A 23,300-nucleotide genomic window follows, 5' to 3' on the forward strand; every position below is an offset into this window, starting at 1 on the left:
TTTATGGAATTTATTATAGCTCAGTAATATTGGTTACTAGCGGCATGAAAGTTAGTAAATCACTGCAATATTTTTGCTCATCGAGCAAACTATCAACAGGAACAACGCTATCACCTTATAAACCAACCTAGCAGAAACGTGATACTCAATATCTCCTTGTTTTAGAATATTTACTGACTATAAGCTTAATAACTTTACTGATTGTTTTTACAGTAATAAAATAGCTGTAGCTTCGAACTCTATTTACTATGTATGCCAATACTCTTTAACAGTAAATAGTATTTTTTATAAAAGGATTTTTATGTTTTCAAAATTTCTAAAATCAATATTGGTTTTTAATCGTTCACAAAATCAAGCGCCAAACTTTATGCTAGTCTATTTTTTAATATCGCTGGTTTGGCATTATCAATTTTTCATTACTTTTGTGGGCAGCAATGGCGATTTTAGTCATAGATTAAATGCAGCTGTAACGGAAAGCTCATTTCAATATGGCCTCGTTTTCTTCTTCACTTTGACGTGGTCTAATTGATTCGACTACCTCAGTTAAGACATAATTGACTTAACTGGAGATATAAATGAAAAACCGTAAAACTTATTCAAAAGAATTCAAACTAGATGCAATCACCCTCGTTAGGGATCAAAACTATCCTGTAGCTGAAGCTGCTAGAAATCTAGACGTCAGTGCGCAAGTGCTTGGCCGATGGATCAAAGAAGCTGAAAATGATGATGGTCATGCTTTTAGAGGAAATGGAAAGCTTACGCCAGAGCAAGATGAAATCCGTAAACTTAAAGCCCAAGTCAAGCGCCTAGAAATGGAGCGTGAAATATTAAAAAAAGCGACGGTCTTCTTTGCAAAGGAAACGAAGTAATATATTCGTTTGTTGCCCAACATAAGAAGATCTGGCCCGTGATACTGATGTGTCGCGTATTGGGTGTAAGAAGTAACAACTATTATAGTTATCAAAAAAGAAAGGCTCAAAAGCCCATTGATACAACGCATCAAGAGATGTTGGAATGGGTAAAAGACATCGCTAAGTTTAGCGACAATACTTATGGCGCAAGACGTATTCAAAAATCCTTAAATGCACTTAGTTACCCTGTTAGCCGCAGAAAAACAGCGCAGTTAATGAAAGAGGCGAATGTTTGGGTGCGTTATAAGAAAAAATATAAAGCAACGACAAATAGCGAACACAACAAGCCCATTTATGCGAACGAACTTGAGCAAAACTTTGATGTTCAACAACCTGATCAAGCGTGGGTGCAAGATATTACCTACATCTGGACTTCAGAAGGCTGGCTATATTTGGCGATAGTAATCGACCTATACTCGCGTAAAGTTGTTGGTTGGAGCATGGGCACACGGATGAAAGCTCAACTTGTTTGTGATGCGCTCACGATGGCAATGTGGCAACGAAAACCTAAGGCAGGATTGATAGTACATTCAGATCAAGGCGTTCAATATGCGAGTCATCAATATAGGCGAATACTCAGGTTACATGGCTTTGTGGGCAGCATGAGTAAGAAAGGTTGCTGCTGGGATAATGCGGTAGCAGAGAGCTTCTTTGGTAGCTTAAAACAAGAGCGCGTACATTGGCGTAACTATCAAACCCGTTATGACGCTCAACAAGATGTGATGAACTACATAACGATGTGGTACAACAGCAACCGATTGCACTCATATCTGGGCTACCAAAGTCCAAATGTGTATGAAGGCAAAGAAAGAGAATTGAAAAAGGTAGCTTAACGAACTTAACTGGGGTGTCTGAATTTAGTTGACCAGGTCACTTTACTGTTTTTTATCGTGCGTTTGTTGGTGTTATATTCCGTTAAGAAAGCCGACCAATATATCGAGGCAGACGAACCTATTGAAGCTAAAATAGGCAGCGACCAGGTTTTCACTGAGAATAAAGACGTAGTGCGTTTATTGGCGTTATTGGAAGAAACCAAAGCACAATTAGCCAAAGTAAAAATACGTGAAGCTAAAGCGCAAGCGGATAAAACCGCGACAATAAGTAAAATGCTGGCGGTGCAAGCAGAATTAGACATTGCACAGGCTGATATTGCGATATTAAGTAAATCTAATGAAGATCTCAGGACTAAGCAAAAATTATCAGCTTAGAAATGAAAGTGACAAAATAGCAATAAAAAACTCAGTGAACAGTGCATATATGCGTAAGTAATATACATTAAGAGAAATATTCTAATTAACTCTAAAAAATTAATTGCCAATAAATAAATATTGAGATAAAAATACGAACTTAACTATATTGATATTTAATTAGAGTTTATTTAAATGGCTACTTTAGCATTGTCACAAAAAAGTTTTAACGTGGATAGAAATTTTTACGATGATAGAAACTATCCTCGTGGTATGAAGCGTTCGGGAGATTTTACCTTGGCTGAGGCTGAGTTATTAGAAAAGTTTGGTGTTGCATTGATGGCACTTTCTTCGGGCACACGCTTGCCTGTTACGGAAGAAGAGCAACATTTTGTTGACGTTTGTCGTGGTAATACGACTGTGGGTAACACAATTGAAAGGGCTTGGTTAAAATATCAAAACATAATTTTAACCCCGAAACAATTCCATACTTTGTTTGGACGAACTAAAATTGAGGCAGACGAAGAGATTGAGTCAGACCCTGATGACTTAGACTAACCCGCTGCTCTTAAACTACTTTAGTGAAGAGAATGATGAGAATGATGAGAGTGATGAGAAGTCACGTTTGAAAACTTAGTTGGCCTAATGATGAATTGGGCCAACCATGCCTAAATCAGTTACAGGCTCAACTCTAAACTAAATGAGGACTAAACCGTCTTAGATAATATCGATGTCATTATATTCACTCAGTTGAAGTAGTTAACTTGGTTGAAAACCATGTTATAAAAATAGCTATCAGCTATCAAAGGTGTCAGAGCATTCACTTGATATTATTTCTTTTGTTTAGCATCCCCAAAGCCTTTATAATTGGCGAATATTCCAGTTGTACCATCTACAGCTACATTCGCATTAAACTTAAAGGTTTTTTATAACTTTATGATCTCACACAAACTTTCCATTGCTCCTATGCTAGATTGGACTGATCGTCATTGTCGTTATTTTTATCGGGTAATGTCTAAACAAACCGTGTTGTATACCGAAATGGTTACCACGGGTGCAATTTTACACGGTAAAGGTAATTATTTAGCGTACAACAAAGAAGAGCATCCATTGGTGTTGCAGCTGGGTGGTAGTGACGTAAATGCGATGACTGAGTGCGCTAAAATTGCTGAGCAACAAGGTTACGACGAGATAAACATTAATGTTGGCTGTCCGTCTGATCGTGTGCAAAACGGTAAGTTTGGTGCTTGTTTGATGGCGGAGCCGCAATTGGTTGCTGATTGTGTTGCTAGCATGCAAAACGCGACTAGCATCCCAACCACGGTTAAGTCGCGTATTGGTATTGATGATTTAGACAGTTATGAATTTTTGCAGCAGTTTTTAACCACGGTTAGCGCTGCCGGTTGTCAGCATTTTATTATTCATGCGCGCAAAGCTTGGCTGAGTGGCTTAAGCCCTAAACAAAATAGAGATATTCCGCCACTTGATTACGATCGGGTTTATCAACTTAAACAAGATTTTTCAGCACTTGATATTTCAATTAATGGCGGTATCACAACCTTTGAACAGGCTAATGATCATATGCAACACATTGATGGGGTGATGATTGGTCGTGAAGTTTACCAAAACCCTTATATGTTAGCGCAAGCTGATAATGAGATTTGGCAGGCGGGCACTGAGGTTAAATCACGCCAAATGGTGCTTAATGAAATGGCCGAGTATATTGACCGCCATGTTGTCAGTGGAGGCCGTGCATGGCATGTGGCAAGACACATGTTAGGTTTATGTAATGGTTTAGCGGGCGCAAAACAATTTCGTCGTTACTTAAGTGAAAATGCCAATGCTGAAGGCGTTGGTGGTGAAGTGCTGCATCAGGCTTTTGATAAAGTTTTACAGCTTAATCCAACTATAAGTTCAATCTAGTAGAAAGGTCGGTTCAGAGCGTTAAATTAAACAGTTTAAAGTCTGAACATTAACCCAAATTACACATATTTTAATGTCCCGATATCGAAACGTTATTTCTCGATTTCGGGATGCTCTCATCAGTTCTTCGGCTTTAATAGCAAGTTGATTAATTAACTGTTCATTTTTAATGGTTAAAATGAACAACGACGGCGTTATAAAATTTATCAGAAGCATAACTAGTGACTACAGTTTATGCCTAGTCATTATCCATTTGTCCTCATGAAAAAGTAGATCTCTTAATTGTTCAAATTGGTATAATAACATTGACGAAAAATCTCACTATAAATTGGTAAATTTAACCACATCGTTGTCATAACACTAATTACTGTGATTGTTTTCACAAATCTATAAAATTAAATTTAACTTAAAAACAATGAGTTAGTGTTTTTATCGAACCTTGGCACAACCTTTGTAAGTGTTTACGCAACTTAACTAATACCACGTTAAAAATAAAGCGCGATAAACGGCTTAAAAGGATTGATACAATGCCAAGTTTAACCATGTTATTTACTCTGTTTATGTTACCCGGTGTTTGTTTGCTGGCGACTTCGTTTATTGTCGCTCGTTTAGAACAAAGTAAATTGTAGAATATATTTGATGACGAGGTTTATGGCACTTAAGTCATAAACCTCGTCAGCTAAACTTCATACTATCCCATATCCCATCCCTCATATCTTATATCTCTTCCCTCATACCCCATCCCTCTAGATAAATACTGTACTTTCACTTAGATCTCGGCTAATTTTGCAATATATCTGTAAGCCATTGGTAATAGGGCGAGTTTATGACGTATTTTCAGCAATTAATTTCCTGTGTAGATTTGCACGCTATGCTTGGTAGTAAAGATTTGGTGGTACTTGATGCGAGCATTCCTCCTGTGGGAAACATGGCTGCGCCAGAATACAGTTGGCCAGATTTTCGTATCCCAGGCGCTCGCCGTTTCGATTTAAATGAAGATTTTTCAGACTTATCTAGTACATTACCCCACAGCATGCCAACAATGTCACATTTCGAGCAAGCGGCTAAAGCATTAGGTATTAACCAGCAAAGCCAAATTGTGGTTTATGATGATTTAGGTTTGTTTTCTGCAGCGCGTGCTTGGTATATGTTTAGATCGATGGGACATAAAAATATTGCGGTATTAGACGGCGGTTTACCTTATTGGTTAAAACTTAAAAAACCTGTTGCTGAATTACCGTCGGCTATCAACGAAACTAAAAAGCAATCTATCGGAAATTTTATCGCTAAAGCACAGTCCGATTTCTTTTGTGACTGGCGTGACGTTGAAGTTCAAACACAATCGCAAGAAGAACTTATTCTTGACGCTCGCGCTAACCGCCGCTTTAAAGGCTTAGATGCTGAGCCTCGTGCTGGTGTGAGAAGCGGTCATATGCCTAATGCGAAAAACTTGCCTTACAACGATTTGTTAAAGCAAGGCTTGTTCAAATCATCTGAGGAATTAACCAAAATATTTACAGATATTAATGTCAATGAAAAAGCCATGATCATGAGTTGTGGCTCAGGTGTTACTGCCTGTGTGTTAGCGTTAGCGGCAGATATAGTTGGGCTTAAAGGTGTGCGTGTATATGATGGTTCATGGAGTGAATGGGGCACCTTACCCAACACAGAAGTTGTAACCTCTCGCTAATAATAAATAAGTGTTAATGCGTACGCGCCTTTCTTTTTTCTGATAGTCATTGCAATAAAAACCCTCACTCAGTGCTGAGTTCATTATTCAATGGCTATCAACCTTACGGCTTCGATTATGTCGTCATCAAATTCAGTCATCCACCCCCTAACTATTTAGCCGTAATTCTTCTTCTTTCCCTAAATAACTTAAGCTAAACCTATTGGTCAATTTCACTATTTTTAGTGTAGATATTGACCAAATAATAGCTTGACATAATATGTCTTGTTTTTTGTTTTCAACTGGTGTTTATTATAAAGATAATAATAACAGTGGCTTAAAGTTTTTTATCTACTTGGCACAGCACTTGTAATAGTAATGATAGTTACCAACACGTTGAGTTAAATTTTTACTCTTCATGTTACTCACATAAGGATATTAATAATGAAACTATTACAAAGTAAACAAGTATTAAGCACCGTTTTATTATCTTGTACGTTGCTATTTACGATCAACGCTTCTGCACAAGAGGCTTCTTTAGAGAAAAGTTTAGCAGCAACGGTACAGGCACAAGGACAAAAAGTGCTGCATGATTTATCAGCGGAACTATCGCAATCAATCAAAGCTGAGTTAGATCGTTTTTCAATGCGCTATAGCACTGTGGAAACTCAAGAGTTAGCAGCGGTTGTAGAGCCAAAGAAAGCTAATCCACAAAAACAACAAACTTCAACGTATTAATAGGAGAAATACCATGGGCATGTTTTCAAGATTCACTGACATTATTAACGCCAACATCAACGCTATGTTAGACAAAGCAGAAGAGCCGGAAAAAATGATCAAGTTGATCATTAATGAAATGGAAGAAACACTCGTTGAAGTGCGTTCGGCAGCCGCAAAATATATTGCAGAAAAGAAAACGGTTATGCGCAATATTCGCGAAATGGAACGTCGGGTTGAAAATTGGCACACAAAAGCTGAGCTTGCTTTAAATAAGGGCCGTGAAGATTTAGCCAAGTCAGCACTAGTTGAAAAACAAAATTGTACACAAAAGCTGACTGAGTTTAATGCAGAATTAGCGCAAATTGATGAATATTTAACGGCGGTTCAGCATGACAACCAACGTTTACAAGATAAGTTAACTGAAGCAAAGCGCAAGCAAGAGGCTTGTTTAATTCGCCAACAATCAGCAGAAGTACGTTTAAAAGTTCGTGAGAAAGCCGTTATTCATAATATTGATGAAGCCATTAATAAGTTTGAACGTTATCAACAAAAAATTGATCGTGTTGAAGCAGAAATTGAAGCCTATGATATGACGTCGTCAAAAGATTTAGATAGCCAATTTCGTGCGCTAGAAAATGATGAAAATATTGAGCAAGAGCTTGAACAACTAAAGCAAAAAGTAGCTAACGGTTAATAAGTGAACGCGTAGGTATCAACATGGCATCGTCGTTATGGATAATTACTGGTGTTATGTTTATCGCGCCAGTAATCGGTTTATTTATTGGCGCATTGTTAGTGTTTATTTTTAATATAAAATTTAAGCGTTCCCAAGGCGGGCACGAGGAGTAAATCATGAGTTTCGACCGAGAGTATTCAGTTCATAAAACCTTAACTAAAGACCTAGTACATAAAAAATTGTCAGGGGTTTGTGGCGGTATTGCCAGGCATTACAACTTACCTCGATTAGCGGTTAGAGTGGGTGCGATTGTTGCGTTATTAATGTTTCCTGTTGCGACCGGTGTCGCTTATTTAGTCGCCACGTTGCTAATACCTAATAAGTCTTAAGTGTGTTTTTTTAATTTAATGCTGGGGAGCAAGGTATGTCATTTTTTAAATCATTATGTTTAGCTATATTTGCCACAATTTTTTTAACTTATGTATTAGGTGTCAGCTTTATTGAGTTACTTGATGTTGACATTTACATGGGAGAACACATAGTTGAACCTTTAAAAGCGATTAGCGTTTCAGCATTGGTGGTAGTTATGCTGGTGCTAGTTGCGATAGCTATAGCGATGAGCGTATTTGGTTCATTGATTTTTGTTGCTATGCTGGTGATAGGTAGCGGCGCTATGTTATTGATTGGTGTTTTTTGGCCAATATTTTTAATCGCCGGTGTTATTTGGTTATTAGCTCGAGATAAACGCCCTGTACAATGTTAGTTTGGGTTTAATAACGCCAGAAAATTAAGCTGAAAGTAATAGGCTATTACGCTCAGCTTTGGGTAATAAAAATAGCACCTGTTACAAACAAAGTTATTTAAAGAAGCTCGCTAAAATAGATTTACATTCTTGAGTATTAACTAAACGTTTAAATTGCTCTGCTTCACTTGCCATTACTTGTGGCAAAAGCGCTTGGGTATTTGCTTTCATTAGTTTTCTGCTGGTAAGTAATGCGTCTAACGGTAATTTAGCGATACTTTGAGCGGTATTTAAAGCGGTTGATAGCAATGTGTCTTCAGCGCAAATTTCATTAATTAAACCATAATCTAGTGCCTGTTCGGCGGTGAAAATTTTGCCTAAAACTAACAGTTCAAATGCACGGTTGTGGCCAATGCGCAAAGGTAATAATAAACTCGAACCTGCTTCAGGGCATAGGCCTAGTTGGGCAAAAGGTAATTTAAACTTGGCGTTGCTGGCGGCATAAACCATGTCACAATGTAAAAGTAATGTGGTGCCTATACCAACAGCTGGCCCAGCCACTGCGGCTACTAAGGGTTTTTCTAATGCAGCAAGCGCTTTGATCAAATCGAATGCGGCTAAGTCGCCACTTTCACTACACTTAATAAAGTCATGTAAATCGTTTCCAGCACAAAAACACTTTTCGTCACCTTGGATCAATACACAACGAATATCATCTCTTTCATTAGCAAGGGTAAATAAACGGCACAGTTCGATATACATGTCGTTGTTTAGGGCGTTTTTTTTGTCGAGTCGGTTAATACTGATAAGGAGAACACCATTGTGTTCATTTGAAGTAATTAAGTTATCCATTTCGTTCAAGCTTGGTTACAATAGTGATGTCGAATCATAATATGGATAAAAAAGGATGTATAGCAGCTTATGAGGAATGTATTTTTAGCCATAACTTCACTGATTATATTAGTGAGTAGTGTTTTTTCCAATGTTGGGTATGCAAGCGATAACACCGAAATATTAGTTGAAAATGGTTACGCTAGGGAAAGTATTCCTGGTACAACAATTTCTTCAGCTTATATGACGATAAAAAACTTATCAGCAAAAAATATCCGCCTTATCGCAGCATCAAGCGTGGTCAGCGAGCGAATTGAGATTCATCAACATACCATGGTCGATGGCTTAATGCGTATGCGCCAACGCGATTATGTCGAAGTTTCAGCTCACAATATTACCGAATTTCAGCCTTCTGGTTATCATTTAATGATTTTTGATTTAAAACATCCCATAAAGGCGAAGGAAAACATCATCATAACTTTACATTTTGACGATCAATCTCGCATTGATGTAAATTATACTGTTCAAGGTCTTAAGCAGAAAAAGCACCACCACTAGGAGTCGTTATGAAAGTTAATATTTCAACAAAGGCAGTTATTTCAGGATTTTTAGCGCTATTTTTTGTGCTTTATTTACTTGGCGTTTATTGGAGCTTTGAGCCTGAGCAATTTGATATTCGTACTGAAGTGACTAAAGCCGCAACGGCAGAAAATGTTACTCCAGTTGTGGGTTATGCCACTACAACAGCACTTATTCGCGTCACTGAAACTCTATTGAATAAGCCCGGTGGTTATTTAGCTAATGACGCGCTGCCACCATCAGTGTTTTTAGATAACATTCCTTCATGGGAGTTTGGCGCACTGGAAATGATCAGAGATATGTCGCTAGTGATGCGACAAGAGTTTAGCCGCTCTCAATCTCAGTCAGCAGAAAATAAAAATTTAAAAGTAGCACAACCTCAGTTCAATATTGATCACACCAGTTGGGCTATTCCTAGTGCCGAGGGCGAATACAAAAAAGCAATTAAAGAGTTATATGCTTACAGAACGGCATTGACCCAAGTAAATAATCAATCAGCTCAGTTTTACGCGCGTTCTGATAATTTACGTGGTTGGATACAAGAGGCAACTAAACGCCTAGGTAGTTACTCGCAACGCTTAAGTGCCAGTGTTGGTCGTGAACAAATTAATGTTGACCTAGCTGGTGATAGTACGGCAAAACAATCAACATCAAGTGCAGCAAGCATGCAATTGAAAACAAGTTGGTGGGCGATCGATAATGAATTTTACGAGGCGCGTGGTGCTTGTTGGGCTTTGTTGCATTTTTTAAAGGCGATCGAGGTAGACTTTAATGATGTGCTAGCACAGAAAAATGCTAAAGTTAGCGTTAAACAAATTATTCGCGAACTGGAAGCAAGCCAAGAGCCAATGTGGAGTCCTATGGTTTTAAATGGCGACGGTTTTGGTATGCTCGCTAATCATTCTTTAGTAATGGCTAATTATATATCACGTGCAAATGCTGCACTGATTGATTTAAACGACTTATTGAGTCAGGGATAATAAAACATGAAAAAAATAGCGCTAGCGGTAACACTTGCATCGATTTTATCAACTAATGTACAAGCTGATGCTTTAGGTATTTACTTGGGTGGCCAAATTTGGGACAACCAAGCTTCTGGTACTTTTGGCGATGGCAGCTCACAAGTTGACTTTAATTTAGTTGATGAAAAGCAAAACAGTTTTTTCATCGCCTTTGAGCATCCATTACCATTAATTCCAAATATACGTATTGCTTCAACTGCTTTGGAGACAAAAGGTAACAAAACACTAAATACTGAATTCGAATTCGAAGGTGAGACGTTCAGTCAAGGTACCAATGTTAATGCTGATTTTAACGTCAGCTATGTTGATTACACACTTTATTATGAATTATTTGATAATGACTTAGTGTCATTTGATATCGGTTTAACTGGCCGTGACTTTGACGGTGACGTAACCGTTTCTGCAAGCTCTGGCGCTAATTCACAATCAGGCTCTGTTTCAGTTACTGACATCGTACCTATGTTATACGCTAGAACTAACGTGGGTTTACCTTTAACGGGCTTTAATTTATATGCACAAGGTAACTTTTTATCAATTGATGATCACACGCTTTATGACTATGAAGTAGGCGTGAGTTACGAACTTATTGATAACCTGGCTATTGATGTAAATATTAATGTCGGTTACCGTGCAGTTAAGTTGGAGCTAGACGACTTAAACGACCTTTATACCAACATAGAATTTGATGGTGTATTTCTTGGTACGACCATCCATTTTTAATGGTTAAGTAGCATGTATTAAAAAAGCAGGGCTGAGAGATCAGGCCTGCTTTTTTGTTATCTGTTTTGTGAGTTTTTTAAATAAAGTATTCAATAATGCTGCGTAATATCAATAGAATAAATAATCCACCTTGCTAATCTAGTCTAATATCTAACATCTAACATCTAACATCTGTTATCCACTATCGAATATCTATATCGCCTGCAGGACTGTTCTCTGTCAAATGAGTAATCGCTCCGACAATCCCCCAAATCGTTACATCCATATAAAAACATGCCTTCTCAGCATTAGTAAATCCTTTTACGCTGATGCAGATACTTATGCTTAGTCAGGAACAATAAACATAAGTACCGAAGATATTTATCCTCACTTACCATAGATCATTGATCTAATCCTCTGACCTAATTCAATGGTTATAACTCAACTTTTGAGGCACTATTGTGTCTTTTACGATGAACTAATAACAGTGGTAAGAGTATTAACATAAACCAGCCTAGTGAACCCGACCCCGAGCTGGCCTCTTTCTTATCTACAATTGAAATCGAAACAACCTTGGTGTCGGAGTTGCCGTTAATGTCACTGACCGTAAATTGAAACGATAGTCTTTCACTCTCGGACACTTGCGGTGCTTGGAAGCTCATCGTGTTAGCATTTTCGCCGAAACTGACCGATGTACCAGTATTTTGTGTCCAAACATAGGTTAAGTCGTCTCTATTACCATCAGAAGACATTGAACCATCAAATGTGACTGAACCACCTTCAGATACCGTTGTAGGACCTGTTACAACAGCAACAGGGGCGACCTCTGCCACGCCAAAACTAAAAGTAGATGTTTTCGTGTCACTACCTAATGTGTTGGTCAGGGTCAGTACATTATCGGTACCAGCTCTAAACGGAATCAGATCAAACCCTACAGAAAGAGCGTTTGTTGACAGACCAACCGCACGGGTAATTGTCCAGGTAATGGTATTATTTGCAACAACACCCCCATTATTTACATTAGCGATTTCTTGATCGTCACTGATCGAAGCTGACAGAGTATAAACTTTGTCAATATTCGTTAAGTTAGGAGCAATATTAAAGCTAATTGAGTTGGTTATACCTGGCGTCATCGCTTGATTACCTGCCGCTAAATCGTCGGTAACCACGACTTTTACATCTGGCGCACCTTGTACAATGCTCCAAGGTATTTTAATACTTTCAGCATTCGTGCTTGTTAACAACATTAAGCCGTTTACGTTACCGACATCGCTCCAGTTAAAGGTCAGGTCAAAATCATTTTCACGCTCTATGATCGTTGTCGACACTGAATTACTGATTGAGCTGTCGTCAAGGTAAGTTGATGAAACAGTGACTGCTACATTGTCCGACGCACCTTGGCTTGAAGCCGTGAAACTATCTACTGCAACGAAATAAGTGCCGGCAGGTAAATCAATAAAGGAAACCGCTTCATTTGAATCAGAGCCACTACTTTCTGCAATAGTGTTCATCGAGGAGTCTAGTACACGTAAATCAACATCAGGAGCAGCAGATGATATTTTGAATGTTGCGTACGGCACTGTGTCGGCAAATGTTACTGTTGTAGAGTTAGTGCCCTGATCAGGTACAGACAAAACTTCTTCTAACACCGCTTGTGACTGATATAACGTTGAAGCTAGTCCAGATAGTGTTTTTGAACTCCAATTAGCATAGGTGATCTGTCCGGCTGAGCGATTAGCAACAATGACAATTTTACTCGGTAAATTATTCTCAGCTACTTTCACTAGTACAGGTAGTCTAGCATCTGGCGTGTTTTCGGCCGTTAAGGTAATCCCACCAAAGTTCCATACGTCTACGTCAGCTTGGCTAACATCAGCACTAACGGTAATCGTTTGTTTTTCACCCGCGTTAATATCGAAACTTGTAGGTGTCACGGTTAATGTCATTTTATTGTTAGCAGAATTAGCTGTCGCAGCTGTAACAGTCCAACTTGCGTCTTTGGTCGCTATAAATGTTCGGGTCCATGAACATATATCAATACATTTTGTATTGCTCATCGAAGGTATATTTAACGATGATGGAACACCAGCCATACTCGGATCAGCTTTAAGGTAGTTCCCATTGGTCTCCTCCATGATTAAGCCAGAATTAGCTGCCAAATTCACACGAATACTACCAGACCCCATATCAAAGGCATCGGCTGCAGTTGTATTGTCCTCTTTGCGCACATCGGTAACGGCGGTTAACATCAAAGCGGATCGAATATTATCTGGAGTCCACGTTGGATGCGCTGATTTTAACACCGCTGCAGCACCTGCAACATGCGGGGCCGACATAGACGTACCATTCAAGAATGAATAGTCGGCTGGCGATGTGCCTGAAACATCATGCCCGTATTGCTGATCTGAATAGGCGGCATAAATTGAAACACCCGGTGCAGTTACCGAAGGCGTCATGATATCTGGCACAGTTAAATTTGGCCCACGAGATGAGAAACTAGCCATATTGTCAGCTTGACCAACATTGAGTTTTAGTGCCGGATCTATAGACAATAGTATTGTCGGATTTGCAGTTATATCTGCTAATAAATCAGCACCAGAATTTTCAGAAATCATCACCGATGGAATTGAGGTGGTTTCTAACTGTCCCATTATAATTGAACTATTTCCATCTCTATTGTTATAAATAACAACAGCAGATGCCCCAGCTGAAGTGGCATTGTTTACTTTAACTAAGAAGTCACAATCGCCACGTTGAATTACCGCTATTGAGTCCTTGAATGTATCTGGAATAAATTCTTCGCAACCGTCTTCGTTAGTTGCATTCACATTGATTGCTGCGATTGGCTTAGCTGATATAACGCTACTAATGAGCGGACCCGTACCATCAGTAAAAGAGTAACTTGTCGTATTAAAGGTAAGAAAATTATTTAATGATCTACCATGAGTTGAAGCGCCTACAACGGTATACCATGGCGCATTTTTAACTGTTGAGAATGCCTCTGGGCCGCTGTTGCCAGCTGAAACCGCTGAAAATATCCCAGCTTCTTGGGCGGCTAAGAAACCTAACTCGGCTGAACTTCCCCAAGGGTCTCCACCGCCACTAATTGAATAGTTTATAACATCAATACCATCCACTATTGCATCATCAAGTGCCGCAATAATTGCTGAAGTCGGGCAACCAGTATAAGTGTCACCTTCGTCTCCAGGGCTACATATTTGATAAGCAACAATATTCGCATGTGGCGCTACGCCAGAAATTTGTTCAAATGAGAAAGACTCATCAACGATACCATCGCTTTCCGTAGCACCATTTTCACCGGAAACTAAAGCTGCATTTTTGATAATATTCCCACCAGCAGTACTTGCTGTATGAGAACCATGGCCGCCGTAGTCTTCACCATTTTTTGCCGGTGGTGGAGAGCCAAATACGGTGGTATCATCATAGGCGTTGGTAATTACCGCGTATGAACGAACACCAATCAACTTGTCATTACACATTTCAACAAAATTGCCTGCACAATCACCTACATAATTACCTGCACCCCACGGGTTGGTGTGGTCGTAACCATCACCACCGATATCAGCAAATGAAGCGTGGTCTGAGTTTATACCGGTATCAAAGATGCCAATGATTACCCCTTCGCCCATATTGACCGCACCTTGGCCTTCGCCGCTCCATACTTGAGTTGCCCCCACATGAATCGGCCCTGTGTCGGTATCAACATATTCCATTCGCTCACGTTCAATGTAAGCAACATCATCCAGTGTAGACAAAGCCTTTGCTTGTGATTGAGTTAAGCTCACAGCCATGCCGTTAAAGGCATTTTTATAACTATGAATAAGGTTAAGTTTCGCACCTATTTTACTATTAGCTTGAGCAAGAAAGTTTTGCTGCTTATTCTTTAAAAAATTTGAATATTCAATCGTGGCCTTAGATGAAAAGTCTATGCGTAAAGAATTTCTAACTTGTTGAGCACTTAATTGACTCGTTGATAATTGCGCATATAAGTCTTTTTTTACAACTTTAGGTGTAGTGGCTGGGAAACCTTGAATGCTGCCATCGTACGTGGCAATGGGCATGTCTTTTAAACGCACAATATAGGTATGTTTACCGGGAGCTAAATTTTCTTCGGGATTAAATTTCCTCTTAATATTACTGACTACAGTACTGCCATGACTGGCAGTTTTAATTTTTTTTGGTGTATCCGTTTTTAGTATCTGGCGTGTGTTATCGATATTTGCCATTGAACTGAGAGTGACTGTCATTAAGGCTGTCGATACTGCGAATGCGATTTTTTTTCTCACGTATACCCCCTGAATTTTTAATGCGAACTTCATATGTAGCTGATGTACTTATTGATAAATCTACATTATCAAAAGCTTTATATCTATTATTAACGGCAAAATTAATTATGCCAATTTAGTGTAAAAAAGGTGCGTTGCTTAAATAGTTAACCAGTCAACTCAATGTGAACAAGCAGCCATTAGCGTTAGATTAAAAAAGAAACCCTTTATTTATCATAGACCATGCTTTTGATTATAGCGGTGATTTAATTTTTCAGTATTATTTTTATAATATATTTATCATTTAATATTAATATAAATTTACAGCATAAAATGTGAAAAATAGCATTGTCGACAGACAGAATAAATATTGGCAAATACCGGCAGTATTAGTAAATTTTCAACTCGCATTAATATAAAATTAAATGATAGGGCGCAAAGCGTTTCTCAGAGATTCAAAGGTAGTATGTTAGCAGAAGCGGCAGCTATTATTAGATATTAGAAGATTATAAAGCCAATGCAAAAGTGCGCTGTGCTACTCAAGTCGCTTATGCCAATTTCGAGTTTTATCTCATCGCTGTGGAAACTTTTATTCATGTTTGTGTGGATACGCGATTTATTATTCTGCTTTAAGCCAATCAATATTATACAAAGAGCAATTAACGACCACTTGTAATATGTAAAATATTTGTATCTTATGTTATTTTTATGTAAATAAAGCCTTGAAGTAAAGTTCAAATAATGTCATAAAATGTAATATATTCTTGATGTTGAGGGTTTGGAAAACCTTCAACATCAAGAATATAACAAAATTGTAATTAACAAATAAAGGATTAACATGAGCTTTAAAAAAACATCTATCGCCACTTTTGTCGGTGCCGCACTTGCAACAGGCGCGTTAAGTGCCTCTGCTAGTGATATCAATAATGCAATATCATATAAATCAGCTGAAAATTTAATTGCGAGCACTAAAAAGCAATATGACAATACGGTAACCAAAAGCGGCATGCGTAATCAGTTCGATGCACAATTAGGTCAAACCACATTTCAATGGGCAGGGAAAAATACGGTACTTGTAAACATTGGCGCAATTTCTGCCGAACATCAAAACACTTATGCAGCAGATTTTTATTTAGAGCAGCTTACGGGTCTTACATCAGCAAAACAAAGTTTAGCAAAGCCAGTTTTAGCTAATATTCATGACACTGGTCGTGGCGCTAAAATAGCCAAATACAAACAAGAGATTGCTGGTGTAGAAGTATTCAATCGTGAATATAACATCATGATGGATCGTGAATTTAATTTAGTAGCATCTTCGGGGTACTTGGTAAGCAACAATGCGGTTAAATCCGTGTCTTCTTTTCTAAAAGGTAAGGAGGATGCGTTTGGTGACGCGGCTAATTCTATTAGTGCAGCATATGCAGCTATGGGTGGCGATAGTAAGTCGGTCACATTAACAACTAAATCATCATCCAATAAATATGAAAAGTTCGCTGTAACGAATACTTCTACAAATAAAGTTTTACTAGGTGAACCTCGCGCTAAAAAAGTATTTTTTGAGCATAAAAACAAATTAGTTGCATCTCACTACGTTGAAGTAGAAACAGGGGCAATTGATAGCCGTAATTCAGAGTATTTTGGTTATGTTGTTGCCGCTAAAACTGGCGAAGTATTGTTTAAGAAAAACTTAACTAGCCATGCTGCGGACTTTAATTACCGTGTCTATGCGGACGCCGAAAGCAAAAAACCTTGGGATAGTCCTCACGGTGAAGTGATGCCGGCACCTGCAGGTCAAGATGTTGATGCATACTTAACTACTGAGTATATGGAAGCACCTTTAGTTATGCTTAGTCATGGACCTATCAGCACAATGGATCCGTGGTTAGCTGACGACGCAACTATGTCGACCGGTAATAACGTTAATGCTTATGTTGATGCAATTGCACCTCAAGGGCTTACGAACGGCGATTACATGGCAGAAGTAACTAGCGCAAATACTTTTGACTATAAGTACGATGATACAGAAGCCGAGTATTCAGTTAATAACCGTAAAGCAGCGATTGTAAACTTGTTTTATATGAACAACTACTTACATGATGATTATTATGATCATGGTTTCGACGAAATGTCTTATAACGCGCAAGAATCGAACTTTGGTCGTGGTGGTGAAGAAGGTGACCCACTTAACGTAGAAGTACAAGATAACTCAGGTTTCGATAATGCAAATATGTCTACACCAGCAGATGGTGGTTCGCCACGTATGCAAATGTTTTTGTGGGATACCACATCTGCCGTAAATGGTGTTGATTATGGTGTTACTTCAACATCTCATTCAGAAATTGGCCTCTTACCTAATGTTGGTTTTTCAGTATTCGGTCCAGAGGTTTTTAATATCACAGGCGACTTAGTTCGTCTTGAAGATAGCACCGCACACGTAAATGATGGCTGTGAATCAGCTGTGAATGCCACTGATTTAGTTGGAAAAATAGCCGTTATTGATCGTGGTTCATGTGGCTTCGTTGATAAGGTAAATAGTGCACAAGCGGCTGGTGCCATTGGTGTTCTCATTGCGAATAATAAAGATGGCGATGATACTTTTACCATGGGTGGAGCTGATGCTGAGATTACTATTCCTAGCATGATGATTTCTCAGGATGCAGGTGTTGCAATATATGCAGTGTTGGATAGTAATGAAACCGTTACTATCGATATGTTTAAAAACAACCTAACGCGTGCATTTAAAGATAGTTCATGGGATAACGCAATTGTAGCGCACGAATGGGGTCACTATATTAGTAACCGTCTTGTAGGGAATGGTTCAGGTTTAAGCAGCTTGCAAGCTCGCGCTATGGGTGAAGGTTTTGGCGATTTCCATGCCTTACTACTTACCACTGATGAAGCGGATAATTTAGTGCTTGGTAATGAAGGTTATGCAGGAGGGCATGGTGCAATTACCTATGTATCAAGCTTTACAAATGGCATTCGTCCTTTTCCATACTCAACGGATATGGAAATCAATCCATTGACATTTGAAGATGTAGGCTTGTATCCCGAATTAGTACATTCGCCTGGCTCTATATGGGCAAATATGTTGTGGGAATCAACGGTCGCAATGATCAATGATAAACGCCATACATACGCAGAAGCTAAAAATTTGATGAAAGATTATCTTTTAGCCGGTTATAAAATGATGCCAATGGCACCAACATATACTGAAGCGCGTGACGCAATTCTTTCTGCAGCATATGCGAATAATCCAGAAGATTACAAACTTATCCTCGCTGCATTTGCTAAGCGTGGTATGGGGCTAGGTGCGATTTCGCCAAGTAGATTTGATCTTACTCATGGTGGTGTTATTGAGTCGTATAAAACTGAACTGGATACATTCACCGTTACCGAACATACAATAAACGCTAACTATGAAGGTCTAATGACAGGGTATTGTTCTAATGACAATATCCTAGATAAAGGCGAGACCGGTACTGTGAGCTTTACTATCAAAAATGGTGGTAATGCAGGATTAACGGGTGTTACGGGTACTGTAGTAGTTGAAAGTGGACATGACGTAACTTTTGCTGATGATGGTGTAGTGGTATTAGGTGATGTAGCAATATTTGGCACAGCTACAAGCTCGCCAGTCGAGTTTACGCTTAATGGTGCGAGTACAGGTGATGAATTAGTACTTAAGTTTGTACCTGATCTTGAAGATGGTATGGAAGCTTCAGAGTATCTGCTAGCAACGACAGTTAACGTTGACTTTGTTAAACGTGAACTAGTTGGCACTTCACAGTATGAAGATTTAAACACTTTATCTCGTTTAAATGACTTTACTGAAACCGTTTTGCAAGGCGGTGACATGGCTACAGGCACTTTCTTTTTAGATCAATGGGATGCAGATGACGGACTAATTGCTGCAACAGGTCATAGCTTTACATCTGACGTAGCATATCAAACCCGCACGATGTCAGTTGGCTTTGACGGTGATTACTCTATTGAATTCTGGCACTTATACAATATGGAAAGTGGCTATGATGGAGCCGTTGTTGAAGTGAGAGTTAATGGTGGTGACTGGGCAGATGTAGAAAGTATGGGAGCAGTTTTTGAAGGTGATGGTTATACCGACACTGGCCTTGAATTTACAGAGGCAGCAATTGCTGGTCGTGATATGTTTTCTGGTGTTAATTCAGGCTGGGAAACGATTAACTTTGGTGAAAGTTTAAATGGTAACCAAGTACAGTTTCGCTTCCGTATTGCAACGGATTCGGCTTATGTACCTGATCCGATCTCTGGGTTTGCTGCCGGTTGGTATATTGATGATATAACCTTTACTAATATCCAAACGAGTATTTTCACTGACGTAATTGCCGGTGATACTAATGCTTGTGATAACCGTTTACCTACAGTTAATGTTAGTGATGATCAACGAGTTAAAGAAGGCACTAGCGTTAACATGACGGCTGAAGGTATTGATCCAAATGACGATGCGCTTACTTACACCTGGACACAGGTTTCTGGTACAGCGGTAACCTTGACAGCTGCAGATACAGCCGCTGTAAGTTTTACAGCTCCTGAACAGTCTGCAGGTAGTGAAACACTGGTGTTCAACGTTGAAGTAAATGATGGTACAGGTTCGGCAAATGGTAAAGTATCTATTACCGTTGATGACGTCCCAACACCTTCCCCAGCTGTAACACCTAAGATTAAAAGTAGTGGGTCTACAGGTTTAATCGCTTTATTATTGTTACCATTGGCGTTATTCCGTCGTCGTAAATAGTAGTAAATAAGACAATTAAGTGAATAGTTGGCTGCTTGTTCAGCCAACTATTTTGTACTTACTATTTATCTATTATATTATTTTTAACCATTCATTCGGGGTAGATGTTTTAAGTCACATTTCGTGATAAGAACAAATCTAAATATGGGATTCATAATGTATCAACCATTGTTAATATCGTTAAGCTTGATAGGCCTTTTAAGTTCATGTTCAGATAATACTAAGGAACAGTCATATCAAGATACTAATAAAAACCAAGGTTTAGGCGCGCAGAATTCTGCAAAGTCGGATAATTCTAAACCGGTTTTAGAACATGTTAACCCAGCAGAAAAGCAGCTAAGTATTATGAAGTTAGAAGCAATTGAAAAAAATAAAGCTGTAGCTAAAAAATTAAATTATCAAGATAAAAGTATTCGCTCAAAACATTTAACGTTTAATAAAGAAAAATTTGAATTGCTCTCTCCTGTCGCAGAAAAAGGCGCTAAACTATTTAATCTATCGATCCATGAATACGGCATAATGAAAGGTAGTATTGTGGTGGTGGTTGATAATACCTCGCCGTTTAAAGCAGCTTATTTCTCAGAAGTTTTGATCACCAAAATTGCTAAAGACACCTATCGTTTAACGCCAGATACTAAGCTGGAATTGATGAACCTGTATAAAACTCTTAATAATATGCCTGAGTTTAAGGTAATAGAAATGGAAATTGATTACAGTCCCATCTTACAAGAGGAATGAACGTACGTGGAATACGTTACTTGGAATGTACTAGCATTAGTTTGCCAATAAAGTTGTGTAAATTGACAAACTAATCTGTAAATCTATTTATATTTAACTAGTGTTTTGTGTGATTTAAGTACGGTTGCAATTTTACATCATCAAAACTATAAGTAGTCATACAATAATCACAAGTCATCGAAACACTGCCTTGCTCGGCAATAATACTTTCTAGCTCACTTGGCTCTATTTGAGAAATAGTGCTTAAACACTTTTCTTCTGAACAACTGCACTTATAGCTTACGGCTTGGGGGTCAAACAAACGAACTTCTTCTTGATGATATAAACGATACAACAAGTCTTCAGTAGCTAATGAAAATATTTCTTCAGGCTTAATGGTATTGGTTAATTGGCACAAGTGCTCAAAATCGGCTTGTTGTTGCTCTTTTTCGCCAGCGTCAGGCAGTAATTGAATTAACGTACCTGCTATTTGTGTGGTTTCTTCATCGGTAAATAGCCAAATTTTAGTGGGTATTTGTTCTGAAACTTCAAAATAATGCTCTAAACACTCAGCTAAGGTATCTTGCTCAAGTGCGACAACTCCCTGATAAGGTTCGCCATTTTTTGGACGAATAGTAATGACCATATTGCCCTTACCGATAAGTTCTTTAAGCGTTGTAGCTTCAGATTCGCTTGCCATACGAGCAATGCCACGCATTTCTTGATGATTATTCCCATTAACGGCCAAGTAACCTATGGGACCATCACCTTGAAGTTGTACGGCAATTTCACCTTCAAATTTTAACGTTGCTGTCAGCAGGCATGTTGCTGCTACCAATTCACCTAATAATTGCTTAACGCCTAATGGGTAATCATGTGCGGCAACAATGTCTTGGAACGTTTGGCTTAAATTCACCAATTCACCGCGAGCATGTAGGTTGTCAAATAAATAGCGATTTAAGATATCTTTTTGCATGGCCACTGTTTATATCCTTTCTTTTAAATGCCGAATTTGTCGACGTTGTTTCTTGTCAGGTTTAGTGTCACTGGCTGGGCTGAGGAGAATACCCTGCTGGCGTGCTAAATTGTTTTTTTCTCGTGTTTCAATGCTTTCGGTTGTTTCTTGATAAAGAGTTTGGGCAAAGCTAGCATCACGGCGTTTATCAGCCAAAGCGATAACAATGACATGCTTTTCTTCAAAGCCTTGTCGTATGGTGATGCGATCACCTAATGCTACCGCTTTGCCAGACTTACTGCGTTGGCCATTATAAAATACTTTACCGCCGTCAATCATTTGCTTTGCAATCGCACGGGTTTTATAGAACCGCGCCGCCCATAGCCACTTGTCTAAGCGGGTTGACGTATTACTTAAAGCCTCATTAACCTTAGGATTTACCATAGTTTTACTTATACTCTATGTACACATTGGAATTTGGCAAAAGTTATCACAACCGTAGTGTTTACGCTAGTTAGAATGCATTTCTTTACAAATATTTAACTATTTATAGTTAAAAAATAATATGACGTCTTGTTGCCAAGCGTTTGGTCAAGTATCATCAAAGTGAATTGAAATTTACAGATAATAAAAAAATTATAAAAAATGACATTATCGAATAACCTAACAAGCGCGTTTGAGCAGTTGCCTAAGCTACCGCAACAAAAAATCACCCAAGTCATTATTGTGGTGTTGCTTTGCTATATTGCCTATTTGTTTGCACAAATAACTTGGCTTGGGCTTTCAGATTCTGAGCAAAAAACGCGTTTAACGCTAAATGGATTATCGTCTGTTTCTGCTGCACCAAAAAAAGAAGTTCAGGTTGAAGCTATTCAATCACTTAATCTCTTTGGTGTTTATTCTCAACAGAAAGAGGTTGTTGAAGAGGTTGTTGAAGACGCACCTGAAACGCGACTGAACCTGATTTTAACCGGGGTTGTGGCCAGTAGTGACAAAGCTACTGCAGCAGCCGTTATACAAAGTGCTGGCAAACAAGAAACTTACAGTATTGGAGAGAATATAAAAGGCACTCGCGCGAGCTTAGAAAACGTTTTTAACGATCGGGTAATATTAAAGGTTTCGGGCAGCTTTGAAACTTTAATGTTTGAAGGTTTAATTTTTGATAAAAATGTCAAGCCAGTTCAGCCACGCTCTAGCAAGTCAGTAGGACCACAATTAACAAAAACCTCTGACGAAGATTCGTCATCGCCTAATATTGTCGATCAACGAAATAACAAAGCACTCACTCAAGTGGCTACATCACTACAAGAAGAGTTAACGAGCGACCCTGGTAAGATTACCGACTATTTAAAAATTTCGCCTAAACGAGAAAACGGAAAAATAACCGGTTATCAATTAATGCCAGCAAAAGATCCAACTTTCTTTCAAAATGCGGGTCTTAAGTCTGGTGATATAGCGGTACAAATGAATGGTTTCGATTTAACAGCGCCGCGCGAGGCGGCTCAGGCACTTCAGTCTTTAAGAGAACAACGCGAAGTTTCGCTGTTACTTGACCGTAATGGTGACATGACAGAAATACTTTTCAGTATAGATAATTAGAATAAAAGGA

20 protein-coding genes are annotated in these 23,300 nt (G+C 38.7%); 16 read left to right on the plus strand and 4 right to left on the minus strand.

The annotated features are described in order from the left end of the window. Positions 1–575 precede the first annotated feature (575 nt). From A3Q33_RS10585 to A3Q33_RS10625, 10 genes are all read left to right on the plus strand, one after another. Positions 576–1,744 (plus strand): IS3 family transposase gene (locus A3Q33_RS10585; RefSeq protein WP_155866728.1). Its coding sequence is split into 2 segments (ribosomal slippage): positions 576–822 and positions 822–1,744, totalling 1,170 coding nucleotides; the frame shifts between segments, so codons are not numbered across the junction. Positions 1,745–1,813: 69 nt separating this feature from the next. Beyond that, positions 1,814–2,119, plus strand: coding sequence for a hypothetical protein (locus tag A3Q33_RS10590; RefSeq protein ID WP_081179903.1), 306 nt, complete (start codon positions 1,814–1,816; stop codon positions 2,117–2,119). Between the two features lie 174 nt (positions 2,120–2,293). Continuing rightward, positions 2,294–2,656, plus strand: a complete 363-nt coding sequence (locus tag A3Q33_RS10595; RefSeq protein WP_081179904.1) for a MaoP family protein — start codon at positions 2,294–2,296, stop codon at positions 2,654–2,656. A gap of 378 nt (positions 2,657–3,034) precedes the next feature. Then, positions 3,035–4,021, plus strand: a complete 987-nt coding sequence (dusA, locus tag A3Q33_RS10600) for a tRNA dihydrouridine(20/20a) synthase DusA (protein WP_081182514.1) — start codon at positions 3,035–3,037, stop codon at positions 4,019–4,021. A gap of 826 nt (positions 4,022–4,847) precedes the next feature. Continuing rightward, positions 4,848–5,711, plus strand: coding sequence for a sulfurtransferase (locus A3Q33_RS10605; protein ID WP_081179905.1), 864 nt, complete (start codon positions 4,848–4,850; stop codon positions 5,709–5,711). Positions 5,712–6,134: 423 nt separating this feature from the next. Beyond that, positions 6,135–6,428 carry a hypothetical protein gene (locus tag A3Q33_RS10610; RefSeq protein WP_081179906.1) on the plus strand — a complete coding sequence of 98 codons (294 nt, stop codon included), beginning with the start codon at positions 6,135–6,137 and terminating at the stop codon, positions 6,426–6,428. A gap of 13 nt (positions 6,429–6,441) precedes the next feature. Then, a complete protein-coding gene (gene pspA / locus A3Q33_RS10615; protein WP_081179907.1) occupies positions 6,442–7,104 on the plus strand; it encodes a phage shock protein PspA in 663 nt (220 codons plus the stop codon). A gap of 23 nt (positions 7,105–7,127) precedes the next feature. Further along, on the plus strand, positions 7,128–7,259 hold the full coding sequence (locus A3Q33_RS20975) for a hypothetical protein (RefSeq protein WP_286160889.1): 132 nt from the start codon (positions 7,128–7,130) through the stop codon (positions 7,257–7,259). 3 nt (positions 7,260–7,262) lie between these two features. Continuing rightward, positions 7,263–7,475 (plus strand): PspC domain-containing protein, encoded by a 213-nt coding sequence (locus tag A3Q33_RS10620; RefSeq protein ID WP_081179908.1) that lies wholly within the window; start codon positions 7,263–7,265, stop codon positions 7,473–7,475. A gap of 35 nt (positions 7,476–7,510) precedes the next feature. Then, positions 7,511–7,849 carry a hypothetical protein gene (locus A3Q33_RS10625; protein WP_081179909.1) on the plus strand — a complete coding sequence of 113 codons (339 nt, stop codon included), beginning with the start codon at positions 7,511–7,513 and terminating at the stop codon, positions 7,847–7,849. 93 nt (positions 7,850–7,942) lie between these two features. Here A3Q33_RS10625 and A3Q33_RS10630 read toward each other — a convergent pair whose 3' ends face one another. After that, complete coding sequence (locus A3Q33_RS10630; protein ID WP_081179910.1) at positions 7,943–8,680, minus strand: enoyl-CoA hydratase-related protein; 738 nt, start codon at positions 8,678–8,680, stop codon at positions 7,943–7,945. 69 nt (positions 8,681–8,749) lie between these two features. On the opposite strand from A3Q33_RS10630, the gene A3Q33_RS10635 reads away from it, so the two are divergent. From A3Q33_RS10635 to A3Q33_RS10645, 3 genes are read left to right on the plus strand one after another with little or no spacing between them, the layout of a single operon-like run. Beyond that, positions 8,750–9,217: a copper chaperone PCu(A)C gene (locus tag A3Q33_RS10635; RefSeq protein WP_081179911.1), complete on the plus strand. Its 468-nt coding sequence runs from the start codon at positions 8,750–8,752 to the stop codon at positions 9,215–9,217. A gap of 8 nt (positions 9,218–9,225) precedes the next feature. Continuing rightward, positions 9,226–10,218 carry a DUF2333 family protein gene (locus tag A3Q33_RS10640; protein WP_081179912.1) on the plus strand — a complete coding sequence of 331 codons (993 nt, stop codon included), beginning with the start codon at positions 9,226–9,228 and terminating at the stop codon, positions 10,216–10,218. A gap of 6 nt (positions 10,219–10,224) precedes the next feature. Further along, on the plus strand, positions 10,225–10,980 hold the full coding sequence (locus A3Q33_RS10645; RefSeq protein ID WP_081179913.1) for a TIGR04219 family outer membrane beta-barrel protein: 756 nt from the start codon (positions 10,225–10,227) through the stop codon (positions 10,978–10,980). Positions 10,981–11,393: 413 nt separating this feature from the next. Here the strand turns inward: A3Q33_RS10645 and A3Q33_RS20980 are convergent, their stop codons facing one another. Further along, positions 11,394–15,266 (minus strand): S8 family serine peptidase, encoded by a 3,873-nt coding sequence (locus tag A3Q33_RS20980; protein ID WP_196797941.1) that lies wholly within the window; start codon positions 15,264–15,266, stop codon positions 11,394–11,396. A gap of 817 nt (positions 15,267–16,083) precedes the next feature. Here A3Q33_RS20980 and A3Q33_RS10655 point away from each other — a divergent pair. Continuing rightward, complete coding sequence (locus A3Q33_RS10655) at positions 16,084–20,019, plus strand: rhombosortase-dependent M36 family metallopeptidase (protein WP_081179915.1); 3,936 nt, start codon at positions 16,084–16,086, stop codon at positions 20,017–20,019. Positions 20,020–20,175: 156 nt separating this feature from the next. Further along, entirely contained in the window at positions 20,176–20,757 is a 582-nt protein-coding gene (locus A3Q33_RS10660) for a hypothetical protein (RefSeq protein ID WP_081179916.1), read from the plus strand. 97 nt (positions 20,758–20,854) lie between these two features. Here the strand turns inward: A3Q33_RS10660 and hslO are convergent, their stop codons facing one another. Continuing rightward, entirely contained in the window at positions 20,855–21,712 is an 858-nt protein-coding gene (gene hslO, locus A3Q33_RS10665; RefSeq protein ID WP_081182517.1) for an Hsp33 family molecular chaperone HslO, read from the minus strand. Positions 21,713–21,721: 9 nt separating this feature from the next. After that, positions 21,722–22,135 carry a ribosome-associated heat shock protein Hsp15 gene (gene hslR / locus A3Q33_RS10670; RefSeq protein ID WP_081179917.1) on the minus strand — a complete coding sequence of 138 codons (414 nt, stop codon included), beginning with the start codon at positions 22,133–22,135 and terminating at the stop codon, positions 21,722–21,724. A gap of 201 nt (positions 22,136–22,336) precedes the next feature. Between hslR and gspC the strand changes: the two genes are divergently transcribed. After that, positions 22,337–23,290 carry a type II secretion system protein GspC gene (gene gspC, locus A3Q33_RS10675; RefSeq protein ID WP_081179918.1) on the plus strand — a complete coding sequence of 318 codons (954 nt, stop codon included), beginning with the start codon at positions 22,337–22,339 and terminating at the stop codon, positions 23,288–23,290. Positions 23,291–23,300: the final 10 nt, after the last annotated feature.

This window comes from Colwellia sp. PAMC 21821 (assembly GCF_002077175.1).
Lineage (GTDB): Bacteria > Pseudomonadota > Gammaproteobacteria > Enterobacterales > Alteromonadaceae > Cognaticolwellia.

Coding starts and splice junctions, on each gene's coding strand:
- A3Q33_RS10595 (WP_081179904.1), top strand. CDS start 2,294: ATGGCTACTTTAGCATTGTCACAAAAAAGTTTTAACGTGGATAGAAAT.
- dusA (WP_081182514.1), top strand. CDS start 3,035: ATGATCTCACACAAACTTTCCATTGCTCCTATGCTAGATTGGACTGAT.
- A3Q33_RS10605 (WP_081179905.1), top strand. CDS start 4,848: ATGACGTATTTTCAGCAATTAATTTCCTGTGTAGATTTGCACGCTATG.
- A3Q33_RS10610 (WP_081179906.1), top strand. CDS start 6,135: ATGAAACTATTACAAAGTAAACAAGTATTAAGCACCGTTTTATTATCT.
- pspA (WP_081179907.1), top strand. CDS start 6,442: ATGGGCATGTTTTCAAGATTCACTGACATTATTAACGCCAACATCAAC.
- A3Q33_RS20975 (WP_286160889.1), top strand. CDS start 7,128: ATGGCATCGTCGTTATGGATAATTACTGGTGTTATGTTTATCGCGCCA.
- A3Q33_RS10620 (WP_081179908.1), top strand. CDS start 7,263: ATGAGTTTCGACCGAGAGTATTCAGTTCATAAAACCTTAACTAAAGAC.
- A3Q33_RS10625 (WP_081179909.1), top strand. CDS start 7,511: ATGTCATTTTTTAAATCATTATGTTTAGCTATATTTGCCACAATTTTT.
- A3Q33_RS10630 (WP_081179910.1), bottom strand. CDS start 8,680: ATGGATAACTTAATTACTTCAAATGAACACAATGGTGTTCTCCTTATC.
- A3Q33_RS10635 (WP_081179911.1), top strand. CDS start 8,750: ATGAGGAATGTATTTTTAGCCATAACTTCACTGATTATATTAGTGAGT.
- A3Q33_RS10640 (WP_081179912.1), top strand. CDS start 9,226: ATGAAAGTTAATATTTCAACAAAGGCAGTTATTTCAGGATTTTTAGCG.
- A3Q33_RS10645 (WP_081179913.1), top strand. CDS start 10,225: ATGAAAAAAATAGCGCTAGCGGTAACACTTGCATCGATTTTATCAACT.
- A3Q33_RS10655 (WP_081179915.1), top strand. CDS start 16,084: ATGAGCTTTAAAAAAACATCTATCGCCACTTTTGTCGGTGCCGCACTT.
- A3Q33_RS10660 (WP_081179916.1), top strand. CDS start 20,176: ATGTATCAACCATTGTTAATATCGTTAAGCTTGATAGGCCTTTTAAGT.
- hslO (WP_081182517.1), bottom strand. CDS start 21,712: ATGCAAAAAGATATCTTAAATCGCTATTTATTTGACAACCTACATGCT.
- hslR (WP_081179917.1), bottom strand. CDS start 22,135: ATGGTAAATCCTAAGGTTAATGAGGCTTTAAGTAATACGTCAACCCGC.
- gspC (WP_081179918.1), top strand. CDS start 22,337: ATGACATTATCGAATAACCTAACAAGCGCGTTTGAGCAGTTGCCTAAG.